This is a genomic window from Streptomyces saintjeani, assembly GCF_055409605.1.
The window spans coordinates 1121561-1139470 of record NZ_CP189624.1; the positions used below are offsets into that span (position 1 = coordinate 1121561).

General features: G+C 73.1%; 6 protein-coding genes and 1 pseudogene. 6 read left to right on the top strand and 1 reads right to left on the bottom strand.

The window, feature by feature from the left end:
* The 5 genes and pseudogenes from ACQCO7_RS05095 to ACQCO7_RS05115 form a co-directional block, all read left to right on the top strand.
* Positions 1–6735, top strand: a complete 6735-nt coding sequence (locus ACQCO7_RS05095; protein ID WP_464070677.1) for an amino acid adenylation domain-containing protein — start codon at positions 1–3, stop codon at positions 6733–6735.
* Between the two features lie 17 nt (positions 6736–6752).
* Positions 6753–10775: an amino acid adenylation domain-containing protein gene (locus tag ACQCO7_RS05100; RefSeq protein WP_464070678.1), complete on the top strand. Its 4023-nt coding sequence runs from the start codon at positions 6753–6755 to the stop codon at positions 10773–10775.
* A complete protein-coding gene (locus tag ACQCO7_RS05105; RefSeq protein WP_464070679.1) occupies positions 10772–12016 on the top strand; it encodes an MFS transporter in 1245 nt (414 codons plus the stop codon). The genes ACQCO7_RS05100 and ACQCO7_RS05105 overlap by 4 nt, the downstream gene beginning before the upstream one ends.
* Entirely contained in the window at positions 12003–14339 is a 2337-nt protein-coding gene (locus tag ACQCO7_RS05110; RefSeq protein WP_464070680.1) for a penicillin acylase family protein, read from the top strand. Before ACQCO7_RS05105 ends, ACQCO7_RS05110 begins: the two co-directional genes overlap by 14 nt.
* A 48-nt stretch (positions 14340–14387) precedes the next feature.
* Positions 14388–14618 (top strand): annotated as a pseudogene (locus ACQCO7_RS05115) (hypothetical protein); the annotation flags it as partial.
* Here ACQCO7_RS05115 and ACQCO7_RS05120 read toward each other — a convergent pair.
* Positions 14606–15304: a response regulator transcription factor gene (locus ACQCO7_RS05120; RefSeq protein WP_010355227.1), complete on the bottom strand. Its 699-nt coding sequence runs from the start codon at positions 15302–15304 to the stop codon at positions 14606–14608. The pseudogene ACQCO7_RS05115 and the gene ACQCO7_RS05120 overlap by 13 nt on opposite strands.
* A gap of 368 nt (positions 15305–15672) precedes the next feature.
* Here ACQCO7_RS05120 and ACQCO7_RS05125 point away from each other — a divergent pair, with 368 nt between their 5' ends.
* Positions 15673–17907 (top strand): MMPL family transporter, encoded by a 2235-nt coding sequence (locus tag ACQCO7_RS05125; protein WP_464070681.1) that lies wholly within the window; start codon positions 15673–15675, stop codon positions 17905–17907.
* Positions 17908–17910: the final 3 nt, after the last annotated feature.

Below are 17910 nucleotides of genomic sequence, written 5' to 3' on the forward strand. Positions count from 1 at the left end.
ATGAAGGAGAAGACTGTGCCGACCTCGCCTCTGGCCGGAGTGGACAGCCTCGTCGAGGGCTTCGCCGCCACCGTCCGCGCGCACGGCGACCGCACCGCCGTACGCTGCGGCGCCGAGACGCTCACGTACCGCGAACTCGACGCGCGGGTCCGTACGCTGGCCGCCGCGATCACCGCCCGTGACGCCGACCCGGAGCGCCCGGTCGGCATCCTGCTGGAGCGCTCCGCCGACATGGTGGCAGCGGCCCTCGCCGCCCTGTGGACGGGCGCGTCGTACGTCCCGCTGGACCCCGCGACCCCGGCGGCCCGCCTGGAGCTGATCCTCGAAGACGCGGCCCCGTCGGTCGTCGTCACCACCCGGGAGCCGGCCGCCCGTCTGCCCGGCGGAGTGACCGCCGTACCCGTGGACGGCCCGCTGCCGCAGCCCCTGACCGGCGACCCGGCGCCGGCGCACCGCGAGACCCGCGCGTACGTCATCTTCACGTCCGGCACCACCGGCCGCCCCAAGGGCGTGGAGGTCTCGCACGGCAACGTCCTGCGCCTGTTCACCACCACCGAACCCCTCTACGGCTTCGGCCCCGACGACGTGTGGACCCTGTTCCACTCGTTCGCCTTCGACTTCTCCGTCTGGGAGATGTGGGGCCCGCTCCTGTACGGCGGCACCCTGGTCGTCGTCCCCCGCGAGGCCGCCCAGGACCCGCGCGCGCTACGGCGGTTGCTCGCCGGTGAACGGGTCACCGTCCTCAACCAGACCCCGACGGCCTTCCGCCAGCTCATCGCCGAGGACGCCCGGCACGAGGACCGGCTCCCGCTGCGGCACGTCGTGTTCGGCGGCGAGGCCCTGCACTTCTCGGACCTCACCCGCTGGACGGACAAGTACGGCGACGAGAGCCCGGCCCTGGTCAACATGTACGGCATCACCGAGACGACCGTGCACGCCTCCCACCGCCGGGTCCGCGCCACCGACCTCAAGGACGGCCGCTCGCTGATCGGCCGTCCGCTGCCGGACCTGGACTTCACGCTGGTGGACGACGGTCTCGAACCCGTCGCGGCGACGGAGACCGGCGAGATCCTGGTGACCGGCCCCGGCGTGGCGCTCGGCTACCTCGGCCGCCCCGACCTGACCCGGGAGCGGTTCGTGGAGCTGCCCGGCGTCGGCCGCGCCTACCGCTCCGGCGACCTGGCCCGGCTCACCGAGGACGGGGAGTACGCCTACGAGGGCCGCAAGGACGACCAGGTCAAGATCCGGGGCTTCCGCATCGAACTGGGCGAGATCCAGGCGGTGTTGAACGACGTGCCGGGGGTGCGCCAGGCGACGGTGCTGGTGACCGCGCCGAAGGCGAACGCCGGTCCCGTGGTCAAGACGGAGGACCTGTCGCTGCGGATCACCGACGTCCGGGACCTCGTGCGCGGCGGCCCCCGCGAGCGGGTGAGCCGGGACGACGTGGCGCGCATCGTGGCGTACGTCGTGCCCGGCGAGGAACTCGACGCCGACGACCTCTTCGCGCGGCTGAGGCGGCGCCTGCCCGCGTACATGATCCCGGCGTTCGTGGTGCCGGTCGACGCGATCCCCCTCAACCACAACGGCAAGGTGGACCGGGCCCGGCTGCCCGCGCCGGGAGCGGGCAACCGGCTGCGCGAGTCGGCGCCGGACACACCACGGACCGCCGCCGAGCCCGGTGCGGAGGCCATCGCCGCCGTCTACGGCGACGTACTCGGCGTGCACGGCGTCGGCCCCGACGACTCCTTCTTCAGCGTCGGCGGCGACTCGATCCTCGCCCTGAAGCTGCGCGCGGAAGCGCTCAAGCGCGGGATCTCCCTGGAACTCGGCGACATCTACGCCCTCCAGACGCCCCGCGCCCTCGCGGCCGTCGCCGAGCGGGCCACGGAGAGCGAACAGCAGCCGCCGACCGTGCCGTTCAGTCTGCTCGACCCGGCCGACCGCGAGGCCGTACGGGCGCTGGACGTCGAGGACGCGTACCCGGTGGGCACGCTCCAGGCGGGGTTGCTGTTCCACAGCGCGTACGAGACCGACGTGAACATGTACTGCGACATCTTCATGTTCCGGCTGCGCGGCGTCCCCTACGACGGCGAGGCGATGCGGCGTGCCGTGGCGCGGGTCGTGGAGCGCCACGACATCCTGCGGACCTCGTTCCACTTCTCCGGCTACACGCAGCCCCTCCAGCTCGTGCACCGCACGGCCGCCGCACCCCTCACCGTGACCGACCTGCGCGATCTGCCGGCGCGGGAGCAGGAGGCGCGGCTGGACGCCTGGCAGCGGGGCGAGCGGCTCGTCCCGTACGACTGGTCGCAGCCGCCGCTGATCCGGTTCGCCGCGCATCTGCTGGACGAGGGCGAGTTCCTGTTCGCGATGAGCTTCCACGACGCGCTGCTCGACGGCTGGAGCGAGTCGTCGCTGATCACGGAGGTGCTCTCCGACTACTGGGCGCTGCGCGAGAACCCGGCCCTGCCGCCCGCCCCGCGCACCGCGCGCCGGTACGCCGACTACATCGCGCTGGAGCGGCAGGCGCTCGACGACGACGCGGTGGTCGACTTCTGGGCGAAGGAGCTGGCCGACCCCGAGCCGACGCTCCTGCCGCGCCTGGCGGACGGCCCCTCGGACACGCACGAGGGGACGATGGGTTTCCTCGCCGTCCCGGTCGACCCGGATCTGTCGGACGCGCTGGACGACCTGGCCCGCGACCACAGCGTCTCCCTCAAGCACGTCCTGCTGGCCGTGCACGCGCGCGTCCTGTCCGTCCTGACCGCGCGCGACCGGGTGCTCCTCGGTGTCGAGTCCAACGGCCGCTTCGAGGGCGAGGGCGGCGCCGACGTGCTGGGCGTCCACCTCAACGTGGTGCCCTACCTGCTGACGGGCCGCGGCCTCGCCTGGCGGGACCTGATCCGGGCGGCCTTCGACAAGGAGAGCGAACTCCTGCCGGTGCGCCGCTACCCGTACGCGGAACTCCAACGGCTCGCCGGAGCGCGCGAGTTGACGGACATCAGCTTCAACTACACGCACTTCCACAGCTACGAGAAGCTCGCCGAGGCGACCCGCTTCGAGGTGCTGGACGCCAAGGCGTACATCCAGACCCACTTCACGCTGCGCACCGAGTTCAACAAGGACCCGTTCACGAAGCTCCTCTCGCTGGACCTGGAGGCGAACGTCCAGCGGGTCACCGAGGACCAGTTGCGCGCGATCGGCGTCCTGTACCGCAACGCGCTGGCCCATGTCGCCGCGCACCCGCACGCGGTCCCCACGCGGCGGGAGCTGCTGGGCGAGGAGCAGTGGACGCGGCTCGTGGCGGGGGCCGGGCGGCCGGCGGCGCTGTCGGCGCCGGGCGTGCTGACCCGGTTCGCGGAGGCGGCGCAGCGGTACGCCGGTGACGTCGCCGTGCGGTACGGGCAAGAGGCCCTGACCTACCGGGAGTTGGCGGCGCGGGCGGGCTCGCTCGCCGGGCATCTGCACGGGCTGGGAGTGCGGCCGGGCGAGGTGGTGGCGCTGGGTGCCGTACGCGGCATCGGCCATCTGACGGCCGTCCTCGCGGTGCTGCGCGTGGGCGCCGTGTACCTGCCGCTGCCGGAGGGTCCCGTACGCCGGGTGGCGTCCGTGCTGCGCACCAGCGGCGCCAAGACCGTGCTGTGCGACGCCGCTTACCGGCCCGTGATCACGGAGGACGTGCGCGTGCTGGACCTCGCACAAGTCCTCACCGACGCGGAGGGCGCGGCGCCGTACGACGGTCCCGTGCCCGGCGGCCGGGACGCGGCGTACGTGATCTTCACGTCGGGGTCGACCGGGGAGCCCAAGGGGGCCCTCCTGCGCCACGACGGCATGCTGAACCACATCGAGGCGAAACTCGGCGACCTGGGGATCGGCCCCGGCGACCGGGTGTCCCAGGACGCGGCGGCCACCTTCGACATCTCGGTGTGGCAGCTCCTGGCGCCCCTCCTGGCCGGCGCGACGACCGTCATCTACCCGGACTCCGTCAGCCAGGACCCGCCCCGCCTCCTGCGCGCGGTCGCCGAGGACGGCATCACCGTCCTGGAGGTGTCGCCGTCCGTGCTGAGCGTCTTCAGCTCCGAACTCGCCTACCACGGCACGGAGTCGTTCCCCCCGTTCGCGCTGCGCTGGGTCGTCTCCAGCGGCGAGACCCTGACCCCGCGCTGCGCGAACGCCTTCCGCCGCGAACTGCCCGCCGTACGCCTGCTGAACATGTGGGGCGCGACCGAGGTCTCCGACGACTGCACCCACTTCGAGCTGGTCGGCGAGGCCGACGAGCGGACGGCGTCGGTGCCGGTGGGGCGGCCGATCCGGGGCGCGAAGGTGTACGTCCTGGACGCGGACCGCGAGCCGGTGCCGGTCGGCACGCCGGGCGAGCTGTACGTCGGCGGGCTGTGCGTGGGCGGCGGTTACGTGAACGACCCCGAGCGTACGGCGGCGGCGTTCGTCCCCGACCCCTTCGCGGACGACGCCGGGGTCCTCGCCTACCGCACCGGCGACTGGGGCCGTCAACTCGCCGACGGGACCTTCGAGTTCATCGGCCGGATCGACAGCCAGCTGAAGATCCGGGGCCACCGCATCGAACTCGGCGAGGTGCGGCGCGCGTTCGCGGGTCTCGGGGAGTTGCAGGAGAGCGCGGTGATCGTCCGGGAGTCGGAGAGCGACGGCAAGCAGCTCGTCGGCTTCTTCGTGCCCCGGGCGGCGGAGAACGCGGGCGGGGAGGGGGCGGAGACCGGTGGGGCCGAGAACGCGGGCGGCGAAGGGACGGAGGCCGCCGCGAGCGCCGCGCAGGTCCGCCGCATCGACGTCAGCCTGTCGGCCCTGCGCGACCGCCTCGCCGAGGTGCTCCCCCGCTACGCCGTCCCCGACCACCTCGTCCGGCTCGACGGCCTGCCGCGCACCCCGCACGGCAAGGTCGACACGAAGGCGCTGGCCGCGTGGGACCTGACGGCCGTGTCCGAGAGCGGCGAGGACTCCGGCGAACCCGCGACGCCCACCGAGCGGACGGTCGTCGAGGTCTGGGAGAGCGTACTGAGCCGCACGCCCTCCCCCACCACCCACTTCTTCGAGGCGGGCGGCCACTCCCTGCACGCGACCCAGGTCATGGCCCGGCTCCGGGACCGCCTCGGCCAGGACCTGCCGCTGCGCCTGCTGTTCGAGAACCCGACCCCGCGCGCGCTCGCCGCCCACCTCGACGGACTGGCCGCGCACCACCCGTCCGCCCCCGAGGAGACCCTGAGCATCCCGCCCCGCCCGGCAGGCACGCTCACCTTCCCCCTCACCGCCGGTCAGGCCAGCCTCTGGTTCCTGCACCAGGTCGACCCCGACGACCGGGCCTACGACAACACCTCCCTGCTGCGCCTGTCGGGCCCCCTCTACGTGGACGCGCTGCGGGCGGCCGTGGACGTGCTGGCCGAGCGGCACGAGATCCTCTCCGTCCGCTTCGGCTCCCGCGACGGCGTCCCCCACCAGATGCCGGACCCGTCGGCGCGCGTCCGGCTGGAGGTCGAGGAGGTCGACGGGCTCGACGACCCGCAGGCCCGCGAGGAGCACGTCAAGCGCGAGGCCCTGGCCCAGCGCTTCGACCTGACGCGCGGCCCCCTGGTCGTGGCCCGCCTGTACCGCTTCTCCCCCACCGAGCACATCCTGCGCTGGAGCAGCCACCACACCGTCTCCGACGGCTGGTCCACGGACGTCGCGGTCCGGGAGATCACCGAGGCGTACCTCGCCACGACCGAGGGCCGCACCCCGGAGCTGCCCGAACTGCCGGTGCAGTACGGCGACTTCGCGCTGTGGCAGCGGGACTTCCTGGCGACGCGCGCGGCCGGTGAAGTGGCGTTCTGGCGGGCCTACCTGGCCGGCTGCGCGGGTGAACTGGCGCTGACGACCGACGTGGAGCGCACCGAGGGCCGCTCGCGGGAGGCCGGGCACCTGACGGCGTCCTGGGGCGCGGAAACGGCGGCGCGGGTACGGGAGTTCGCCGCCGCGCACGGCAGTACGCCGTTCATGGTGTTCCACACGGCGGTCGCGGCCGTCATGGCACGGTTCACGCAGCAGCCGGATCTGGTGCTGGGCGCGGCGGTAGCCGGGCGCGACCTGCCACGTACGGAGCACCTGATCGGGTTCTTCGCCAACACCCTGCCGTTCCGCTACCGCGTCGAACAGGGCCTGACGACGGGCGAGTTGCTGCGGGAGGTGACCGCGAGCGCGCTGGAGGCGCTGGAGCACCAGCACCTGCCGTTCCAGGAGATCGTCCGGGTCTCCGGCACCGAGCGGCGGCCCGGCACCTCGCCGCTGGTGCAGGTCCTGGTGACCGTGGACAACTTCCCCCTCGACCTGGACCGGGTCCCCGGCCTGGTCGGCTCGCTGGCCCAGGTGCCGCCAGCGACCGCCCAGTTCGACCTGTCGTTCCGGTTCACCGAGGACGGCGGCCTGACGCTCCAGTACGACGCCTCCCTGTTCACCGGCGCCACGGCGGCCCGGCTGCTGCGGGCCGTGGAGTCGATGCTGGCGGGCCTGCTGGCGGGCCCGGACGGCGACCCGCACCGCGTCCCGCTGACCGACGCCGCCGACCGGGAGGAGCTCGCCGGGATCTGGCACCGAGTCAGCGGTGAGCGCCTCGACTTCGCCGACCCGGACGAGGCCGCGCAAGTGGCCGGTTCCCCGCACTGGGAGGAGTTCCTCGGCCGGCTGGACGACGCCGGCCTGCTCCCGGCCCTGCTGCTCGCCTTCTGACGGACCCGGAGACCCCGATGAACAAGGACCGTGTGGAACAACTGCGCCGCCGGGTCGCCCTGCGCGGGGCTCCCGTACGGGAGCCGTCCGGTGTGGCGCGCGCCGGGTCGCTGACCGAGGCGTTCGCCGCCGCCGTGCAGGCGTACGGCGACCGGGTGGCCGTCCGCTGCGGGGGCCAGTCGCTGACGTACCGGCAGCTGGACGAGCGGGCGGCCGAACTCGCGGGCGCGCTCGCGGCGTCGGGCGTCGATCCGGCGCGCCCGGTGGGCATCCTGCTGGAGCGGTCGGCGGACATGGTGGCCGCCGCCCTCGCCGTGCTGCGCGTGGGCTGCTGCTACGTCCCGCTGGACCCGGCGACGCCGCGCGCCCGGCTCGACGTGATCCTCCAGGACGCGGACCCCGCCGTGGTGATCACGTCCGGGGAACTGACCGCCCTGCCGGGCGAGCGGGCCGTTCTGCGGGTGGACGCGCCGCTGCCGGCCGGGGTCCCGGACACCGCGCCCGCCGGCCGGGACAGCCGGGCATACGTCATCTTCACCTCGGGCACCACCGGCCGCCCCAAGGGTGTGCAGGTCACCCACGGGAACGTGCTGCGGCTGTTCAGCAGCAGCGAGGAGCACTACGGGTTCGGGCCCGAGGACGTCTGGTCGCTGTTCCACTCCTTCGCGTTCGACGTGTCGGTGTGGGAGATGTGGGGCGCCCTGCTGTACGGCGGCACGCTGGTCGTCGTCCCCAAGGCGACCGCGCAGGACCCGGTGGCGTTCCGCGCGCTGCTGCGCGAGGAGCGGGTGACGGTGCTCAGCCAGACGCCCACCGCCTTCAACCAGCTCGCCGCCGAGGACGTCCGCCACCCCGAGCGGCTCCCGCTGCGCTGGGTGGTGTTCGGCGGCGAGGCCCTGCACTTCTCGGACCTGAGACGCTGGGCGGACAAGTACGGCGACGACGCCCCGGCCCTGGTGAACATGTACGGCATCACCGAGACGACCGTCCACGCCTCCTTCCGGCGGGTGCGGCGCGCCGACCTGGACCGGGGGCTGTCGCTGATCGGGCGCCCGCTGCCGGACCTGGAGTTCCTGCTCCTGGACGAGAACCTGGCGCCGGTGCCGGCCGGGGAGACCGGCGAGATCGTGGTGACCGGCCCCGGCGTGGCCCTGGGCTACCTCGGGCGGCCCGACCTGACCCGGGAGCGGTTCGTGGAGCTGCCCGGCGGTCGGGGGCGCGGCTACCGGTCGGGGGACCTGGCCCGGCTCCTGCCGGACGGGGAGTTCGCCTACCACGGCCGCAAGGACGACCAGGTCAAGATCCGGGGCTTCCGCATCGAACTCGGCGAGGTGGAGGGCGCGTTGCGCGCGCTGGAGGGGGTGGCCGAGGCGGCGGTCGTCGCCCGCGAGCTGCCCAGGCTGGGCCGGGCGCTCGTGGCGTACGTCGTCCCCGACGGGCCCGGCAGCACGCCCGCCGGCCTGCGGGGGCGCCTTGCCGAGGTGCTCCCCGAGTACATGCTGCCCAGCGTGTTCGTCCCCCTCGACGCGCTCCCCCTCACCCACAACGGCAAGCTGGACCGCCGCGCCCTGCCCGACCCGGCGCCGGAGGACCACACGCCCACGCCCCCGGCCGACGGCACGGACCGCGACCCGGTGGTGGCGCGGATCGTCGCCGCCATGTCCGACCTGCTGCCCGGCGGCCGGATCGCCCCCGCCGACGGCTTCTTCGACCTCGGCGGCCACTCCCTGCTGGCGACCCGCCTGCTGGCCCGCGTCCGCACCGACTTCGGGGTGAGCGTCGCCCTGCGCGACTTCCTGCGCGAGCCCACCGCGCGGGCGCTGGCCGCCGCCGTACGCGAGCGGGAGCCGGACGGCGGGCCGGCGGTACCGCTCCTGCGGGCACCCGACCAGGAGCGGCGGCCGGCGACCTCGGCTCAGCAGCGGCTGTACTTCCTGTCGCGGATGGAGCCGGACAGCTCCGCGTACAACCTGCACATGTCCCTGCTCCTGGAGGGCGGGCTGGACGTGGCCGCGCTGGAGCGGGCCTTCGTCGCGCTCGCCGACCGGCATGTCCCGCTGCGCAGTCTGCTGCGGCTGGAGGACGGCGAGGTCGTCACCGTCGCACTGCCCGCCGAGCGGCTGCGGGTGCTGGTGTCGGCGGAGGAGGCGCCCGGAGGCGATGTCCGCCGGGCGATCGAGGAGCTGGCGGAGGCGGAAGTGGCCCGGCCGTTCGACCTGGAGCGGGACCTGCCGCTGCGGGTACGGGTGGTGGCGTTCGGGGAGGGGGTGCACGGGCTGCTGGTCACGCTGCACCACGTGGCCGGGGACGGGTGGTCCAACGCCGTCCTCGGGCGTGAACTCGGCGTGCTGTACGCCCACTTCGCCCAGCAGGCCGCGGGCGACCCGCTGCCTCCGCTCGCCGCGACGTACGCCGACTACGCCCACAGCATGCGGGAGTGGCTCGGTACGCCCGCCGCGCGAGGCGACGTCGACTACTGGGAGGGGCGGCTCGCGGATCTGCCCGCCGAGCACTCGCTGCCGCTGGACCGGGTCCGGCCGGAGCGGATGACGTACCACGGGGACACCGTGACCCGCCGGGCGGGCGGTGCCCTCAAGCAGGCGGCACGGTCGGCCGACGTGACCGTGTTCATGCTGCTCCAGGCGGCCTTCGCGCTGTTCGTCGCCCGCCGGGGCAAGGACGCGGACGTCGTGGTCGGTACGCCGGTCGCCAACCGGCCGTCCACCGACTTCGACGACGTCATCGGGATGTTCGTCAACACGGTGGTGTTGCGTACGCGGGTCCCCGGGACCGGGAGCGTCGGCGATCTGCTGGCCCAGGTCCGCGACCAGACGCTCCGCGACCTGGAGCGTCAGCACGTCCCCTTCGAGGAGCTGGTCCGGCGGCTCAACCCGGAGCGCACCGCGCGCCACTCCCCCCTGTTCCAGCTGATGCTGGTGGTCCAGAACAACGAGACCGTGCCGCTGAGCCTGGACGGCCTGACGGTGACGGCGGTACGGCTGCCGGGGCAGGAGGCGAAGACGGACCTGGTGCTGGACGTCACCGAGGACCAGGACGGCTTCCGGCTCACCTGGCGTTACAACACGGATCTGTTCGACCGGGGGACGGTCGAGGGGATGGCGGCGGAGTTCACCGAGCTGCTGGACCGGATCACGGGCGATCCGCGCACGCCGCTCGGCGAACTGCTCACGCCCCCGGCACGGGAGGCACCGCATGCCCTCCTCCCCCTCCGCACCCGCCCCGACGGCCCGCCCCCGGTCTTCGCCTTCCCCGGCATCCTGGGCCTGGCCCCCTCGTACGCGCAGCTCTCCGCCCACTTCCCGGAGCGCTCCTTCCACGCCCTGTCCACCAGGGAGCTGGTCCGCGCGCACGGCGACAGCCTGACCGTCCCCGTGCTGGCGGAAGCCTGCGCCCAGGTCGTCGCGGCCGAGGCGGCGGGCCGTCCGGTCCACCTCGTGGGCCACTCCTTCGGCGGCGCCCTCGCCTATGAGGTCGCCCGGCGGCTGGACGGCGGCCAGGTCCTGTCCCTCGTCCTGCTGGACGCCCTCGCCCCGAAGGCCCTGCGTACCGAGCTGTCCGAGCCCCGCGAGAAACTGCTCGCGTACTTCCTCGGCAGCCTCTCGGCGGCGTTCCCCGCCGTCGGCCGGGAACACGCGGCGGCCGTACGGGAGGAGCTGGCCACCCTCCCGGAGGCCGAGGTCCTGGACCGGGTCGAGCGGCGGATGGGCGAGGCGGCCGAACTGCTCGGCGGCCCCCTGCGGGAGGCGTTCGCGGACTACGTACGGCTGGCCGCCCTGGACTGGCCGGCGTCCGGCGACCTCAGCGGCGTACCCGTCCTGCTGGTGGAGGCGGCGCGGAACACCGGGCGGGGCGACTTGACGACCGACTGGGCAGCCGTTTTGAACACAGGTATCAGGTGCGAGAGCATCGCAACTGATCACGAGGGGTTGTTGCGCAAGCCGGCCACCGAGACGCTGTCCGAGCTGATGCACCGGTTCCACACCCCCCACGACGCCGTGAAGGGACACCGTCCACGATGACGCGCACCACCGCCTCGCCCCCGTTCATCGCGAGGCTGCTGATCGTCGGTTCGGGGATCATGAGCCTGGCGAACTCCTTCACGGTCCCGTTCCTCGCGGTGTTCCTGCGCCGGGAGCTGGGCCTGGACCCCTCGACGGTCGGTCTGATCGTCGGTTCGTCGGTGTTCTTCTCGGTGCTCGCGGGGTTCGTCGGCGGCTCGCTCTCGGACATCCTGGGCCGGCCCCGGCTGCTGCTGCTCTCCCTGCTCGGCGTCGTCGCGTCGTTCCTCGGCTTCTACGTCAGCCACCACATCCTGGCGGTGTTCGCGTGCAACGCGGCGCTGTCGATCAGCGCGGCGTCGTTCGGGCCGGTCGGCAAGGCGATGCTCAGCGACGTGCTGCCGGACGAGAAGCGGGTCAAGTGGTTCTCGTACCAGTACCTCGCGCTGAACGTCGGCTTCGCCGTGGGGCCGCTGGTCGGCGGGTTCGCGGGCCTGTCGGGCGGGCGGACCGCGTTCCTGATCTCGGCGGCCGTGTACACCGGCTATCTCGCGCTGCTCGGGCTGACGCTGCTGTTCAACCCGGGTGCGCGGACGGCGAAGGCCGCCGGAGGTGAGCGGCTCGGCTCCGTCCTGCGCGGGCTGCGCGACAGCGCGCGGGTCGTGGCGACCGACCGGCGGCTGCTGTGGTTCATCGTCGCCGGGCTGCTCCTGGAGTCCGTGCACGGGAAGATCTCGGCGCTGCTCGCCCAGCACCTCGCGATCGGCTTCCACGACGGGACGACGATCCTCGGCTACCTGCTGACGACCAACGCCGTGACCGTCGTCGGCTTCCAGATGATCGCCTCGCGCTTCTCGGGCAAGCGGGACCCGGTGACGTCGATCATCCTCGGGGGGCTGCTGCTGTTCGCGGGGATGGTCGGGTTCGCCGCCTCGCGGGAGACCTGGCAGTTCGTGGTGGCGATGGTGGTCTTCTCGGTCGGCGAGACGTTCATCGTGCCCGCCGAGTTCGCGATCATCGACCGGATCGCGCCCGGCACCAACCGGGGCAGCTACTTCGGCGCCCAGACCTTCGCCCAGTTCGGCGGGTTCGTCGGCCCGTCGGCGGGCGGTCTGCTGCTGACCGGCTTCGGCGGGACGGCGATGTTCCTCGGGGTGGGGTCCCTGGCGCTGGTCAGCGTCGCCATCTACGTACTCGTCGGCCGCCGCATCCCCGGCATCGCGGCACCCGCACACCAGGAGGAGACGCGTGAACCGGCGTGAACGCCTGATCGGCCGCGCGCTGTCGGCGGCGGCGCTGCCCAGCCGCTGGGCCCACCTCGACGAGGGGACGCTGAGCCTGCGCGGGCTGACGCGGGGCGCGGAGATCCGGCGCGACCCGCGCGGGGTGCCGTGGGTGCGGGCCCGTGACGAGGGGGACCTGTACTTCGCCGCCGGGTTCGCGCAGGCCCAGGACCGGCTCTGGCAGATGGACGTGCTGCGCCGCCGGGCGCGGGGGCGGCTGTCCGAGCTGTTCGGCGCGGTGACGCTCCAGGAGGACGTCCGGGCCCGCAAGCTCGCGCTGACCCGGGTCGCCCGGCGCTCCGAACGGCTCCTGGAGCCCCGCCACCGGGCCGCCCTCGACGCCTTCAGCGCCGGGGTGAACGCGGCCGTCCACCGCATGCGGCGGCGCGGCGGCCTCCCCGTCGAGTTCACGCTCCTGCGCTACCGGCCCGAGCCGTGGACGCCGCTGGACTCCGTCCTCATCGTCAAACATCTGGGCTTCGACCTCGCGGTCAACATCAAGAACGAGACGTTCCGGGCCCGGCTGGCCGCCGAACACCCCGAGTACGTGGGCGCGTTCGGGGAACCCCGGTATCCGGTGGACGGGGCGGTGACCGTGCGCAGCGGCGTGGGCGACGGGGGTGACACGAGCGCGACAGCCCGCGCCTACGTCCCTCCCCCGGCCACCGCCGCCCTCCCGGCCGCCTCCCGCCGCTGGCTCGACGGCCTCCTCGACGGCGAGCACCCCATCGGCTCGAACGCCTGGGCCGTCTCCGGCGCCCTCACCGCCTCGGGCCATCCGATCCTCGCGAACGACCCGCACATCCCCTTCACCCAGCCGAGCATGTGGTACCAGACGGGCCTGGCGCTCAGCGGCGGGGACGGGAACGACGCGTACGGCTACGGCGTCACCGTCCCCGGCGTCCCCGGCCTCATCGCCGGTGCCAACCGCCGGCTCGCCTGGGGCATCACCAACGCCACCGTCGACACCCAGGACCTGTGCACCCTGCCCCCCGAGCCGCCCCGCTGGCAGGAGGACGGCACGGTCACGGTCCGGGGCGACGCCCCGGTCACCGTCAGGGCCGCGGGCGGGGACGGGTACGTCGAACTGGACCCGCCCGGCACCGACGCCCGCTGCGGCCTGTACTGGAGCGGCTTCGAACCCTCCGTGGAGATCGCCGCCTGCCAGTCGATGTGGCGCGCGACGGCCCCCGGCGCGTTCCGCGACGCCCTGAGGGCCTTCGGCGTCCCCGTCCTCAACGTCGTCTGGGCCTGCCAGGACGGCACGGTCTCCGTGCGGACGGCGGGCCGCGTCCCCGCCCGCCTCCCCGGCAGCGGGCGTACCCCCGACGGGCACGACCGGGTGGCCGCGTCCTGGAAGGGCTTCCTGGACTTCGACGACCTCCCCGAGGACACCGACCCCGAGCGGGGCCACGTCGTCTCCGCCAACCACAAGATGCTCCCCGACGACGACCCCCGCGACGTCGGCGCCGACTGGGTCGCCCCCTACCGGGCCGAGCGCATCGAGGAGCTGATCACCACGGCGCCCCGGATCACCCCGGAGACCTGCGCCGCCTGGCAGAACGACACCGCCGACGGCCGGGCCCGCCGTGTCCTGCCCGTCCTGCTCGCGGCCCTCGCCGAGGCGCCCCCCGCCGAGCCGCTCCCGGCGGCCTGCCACCGCCTCCTCGCGGACTGGGACGGCCACGCCCGCCCCGGCGAGGCCGCGCCCCTGGTCTTCTTCCGCCTCCTCCAGAAGCTCACCGACCACTGGGTGTACGACCGGCTCGGCGCGGACCTGGCCGCCGCGATGCCCGACGTCACCCTCCAGGTCGACCACCTCCTCACCTCCCCCGAGGCCCGGGTCCGCCTGGGTGACGACACGCCGCTCCCGGTGAGCGTGGGCCGCGCGCTGGCCGAGGCCGCCGCGTGGATCGCCGAGGAGCAGGGCGCCGATCCCGCGCGCTGGCGCCACGACCGGATCCACCGCATCAGGGACCGGCACGCGCTGGCCACGGCGGTGCCGGCGCTGTTCGGCGGGGTCACCACGCCGGTCGGGGGGAGCGGGCACTCGGTGGGGCTGATGACGCCCGACCGGCAGGGGACGGTGGTGGAGGGGGCGCCCTGGCGGTTCGTCGCCGAGCTGCGGCCGGACGGGCCCCGGCTGTGGGACGTGCTGCGGCACGGCAGTTCGGGACATCCCCGCTCACCCCATTACGAGGACCAGACGCCGCTGCACGCGGCGGGGCGGCTGTACCCGGTGCCGCTGGAGGGGCCACCGGACCGTACGGCCCGTGTCCTGACGCTGCGGAGGCCGTCGTGACCCTGTCCCGTCTGGAGTGCGTGCGGTGCGCGGCCCGCTTCCCGGTCGGGCCAGCGGGTCGGCCAGGAGTACTTCGTCAGCGCCCTCGACCAGGAGAACATCCACATCTACCTGCACGAGGTCGGCCACACCTTCGGCCTGGACGACTTCTACGACTGGACCCCGACCGGCCGGTGCTGCTTCCTCATGAAGGCCGGTTCGGCCGCGCGGATCACCGAGTTCGACACGTGGATGCTCCGCGACTTCTGGCACCACCTGAAGAGCCGCTACGGCCGGTGACCCCCGCCCGCCTGCTGGCGGCGGACCTGTTCGACCAGGCCCGTCTCGTAGGCGATCACGACCAGTTGGGCGCGGTCGTGGGCGTCGAGCTTGCTGAAGAGGCGGCTGACGTGGGTCTTGACGGTGGCGACGCTGATGTGGAGCCGGCCGCTGATGTCCGCGTTGGAGTGTCCGGCCGCCACATGGACGAGGACCTCCAGCTCGCGTTCGGTGAGCGGTTCGAGCAGGGCCGGTGAGATACCGGCGTCGAGGGCGGGCCGGTTGACGAAGTCGCGGATGAGGCGCCGGGTCACGCTCGGCGCGAGGAGGGCCTCGCCGGCGGCGACCGTACGGATTCCCGCGAGCAGCTTCTCCGGCGGCGTGTCCTTGAGGAGGAAGCCACTGGCACCGGCCTTGAGCGCGGCGAACACGTACTCGTCGAGGTCGAAGGTCGTGAGGATGACGACCCGGATGGACTCGGTGGCCGGGTCGTCCAGCAACTGCCGGGTCGCCTCGATGCCGTCCATGTCGGGCATCCGTACGTCCATCAGGACGATGTCGGGAAGGTGCGCACGGCCGGCGGCCACGGTGTCGCGGCCGGTGCTGGTCTCGGCGACGACCTCCATGTCCGCCGAGGCGTTCACGAGCACGCTGAAACCGGCGCGTACGAGGGTGTGGTCGTCGGCCACGACCACCCGGATCGTCATGGCCGGCCTCCGGATACGGACGTCGGGAAAGGCATCACGGGAACCCACCGTACAAGGCCGTACGCGCGCTGCCCGCCGAACCGGACGACTGCCACCCGGCCGAGGGGCCCGTCGGCTCAGGGTCGTACCCGCGTGTACATCCAGCGCTGTACGCGGACGGCCCGTACCCCCCTGGCGGGACACGGGGATCGGCCCGGGACCCGACGACACCGGGGTCTGCCCGGAGGCAGGCTGTGAGCTGCGGGAAGGTCTGCCGGACAGAGACAGGCGGACCGTGCGGCGCGGAGCGCCGAGCCCGACCTACGTCACGAAAGCAGAGTTGTGCTCCCTTTCGACAACCATCGGATCGAGCTCCCGGGCGGACATCGATGAGCGGCATCGCGCGCTGGTGCTTCCGGCACCGTTTCATCGTCATCGGCGGGTGGCTGCTGCTCCTCGCGATCCTGGTGGGCGGCGTGAGCGCCGCGGGCGGGTCCTCCTTCTCGGAGGAGTACACCCTGCCCGGCACCGAATCGACCAAGGCCATCGAGCTGATGGAGAGCCAGTTCCAGCGCACCTCGGGCGACACGAGCACCATCGTGCTGCACACGAAGAGCGGCAAGGTCACCGATCCGGCCGTCGAGGCCGAGGTGGACCGGATGCTGGCCCAGGTCGCCGAGGTGCCCGAGGTGGGCGCGGTGACGAGCCCGTTCGGCCCGCAGGGCGCGGCGCAGATCAGCGGCGACGGCCGGACCGCCTACGCGACGGTCACCTTCACGAAGCAGAGCCAGAGCCTGGACACCGACAACATCCAGAAGGTCGTGGACCTGGGCTCGAAGCTGCGCAGCGACACGCTGCGGGTGGAGTTCGGCGGGGCGGCGGTCGGGCAGCTGGACAAGCCGTCGACGTCGGCCAGTGAGCTGATCGGCCTGCTGGCGGCGGCGATCGTCATGCTGTTCGCGTTCGGGTCGTTCGTGGCGATGGCGATCCCGCTGCTCGCGGCGGTCCTCGCGCTGGGCAGCGCGATCTTCTCGATCGACCTGCTCACCCGGGTGATGAGCGTCCCCAGCACCGCCCCGATCATCGCCGCGTTCATCGGCCTCGGTGTCGGCATCGACTACGCGCTGTTCATCGTCGCCCGCTACCGCACCGGCATCCGGGCGGGGCTCAGTCCCGAGGACGCGACGGCGACGTCCCTGAACACCTCGGGCCGGGCGGTCATCTTCGCGGGCGGCACGGTCGCGGTCGCGATGCTCGGCCTGCTCATGCTGGGCTTCAGCATCCTGTCCGGGATCGGGCTGTCGGCGGCGATCATGGTGGTGTTCGCGGTCGCGATCGCGGTGACACTGCTCCCGGCGCTGTTCGGGCTGTTCGGGATGCGGGTGCTCAGCCGCCGTCAGCGCGAGCAGCTCAAGCGCGAGGGGCCGGCCCAGGTACAGGTCTCCAACCGGTGGGAGCGCTGGGCCGGGTTCGTGCAGAAGCGGCCGGTGCCGCTGACGATCGCCGCGACCGTGGCGATGCTGGTGCTGGTGATCCCGTTCTTCTCGATGCGGCTCGGTTCCTCCGACGCGGGCAACAACCCGACCAGCACCACCACACGCCAGGCGTACGACCTGCTCGCCGACGGCTTCGGCCCCGGCCACAACGGCCCGCTGCAACTCGTCGCGAAGGTCCCGTCCGCGCAGGCGAGCGACGACTTCACCCAGCTGGGCCAGAAGATCGAGACCGTCGAGGGCGTCGTGTCCGTCCGGATCCCGCCGGCCGAGCCCGGCGCGACGGTACGGGTCATGCAGGTCATCCCCACGGACTCGCCGCAGTCCGAACAGACCTCGAAACTCATCGACACGCTGCGGGACCACGTGATCCCCGCGTACGAGAAGAACGGGCTGGGCGTGTACGTCGGCGGGCTGACCGCCGTGCACAAGGACTTCGCGGCGGCGCTCAGCGGCAAGATGCCGCTCTTCGTGACCATCGTCGTCGTCCTGGGCTGTCTGCTGCTGATGCTGGCGTTCCGCAGTGTGGTCATCCCGCTCACGGCGGCGATCATGAACCTGCTCTCGGCGGGTGCCGGGTTCGGCATCGCCGTCGCCGTCTTCCAGTGGGGCTGGGGTTCGTCCGCCATCGGCGCGGGTCCGGCCGGGCCGGTGGAGTCGTTCCTGCCACCGATGATGCTGGCCGTCCTGTTCGGTCTGTCGATGGACTACGAGGTGTTCCTGGTGAGCCGCATCCACGAGGAGTGGCTCCACACCGGCGACAACAACCTCGCGGTGCGGCGCGGGCAGGCCGCCACCGGGCAGATCATCACGGCCGTCGCGATCATCATGATCTGTGTGTTCACGGCCTTCGTGTTCGCCGGGATGCGCATCATCGCCGAGTTCGGACTCGGGGTGGCCGCGGCCATCCTGCTGGACGCCCTGGTGGTGCGGACGATCCTGGTGCCGGCGGCCATGCAACTGTTCGGGAAGTGGAACTGGTACCTGCCCCGGTGGCTCGACCGGATCCTGCCCCACGTCTCCGTCGAGGGACCGCCCGGCGGTCCGGTCAGCGGTGACCAGGGCCGCGCGCCGGCCGACGACCAGGGCCCGGTCCTGACGGTCCTCACCGACAAGAAGCACGGTTCCTGACCC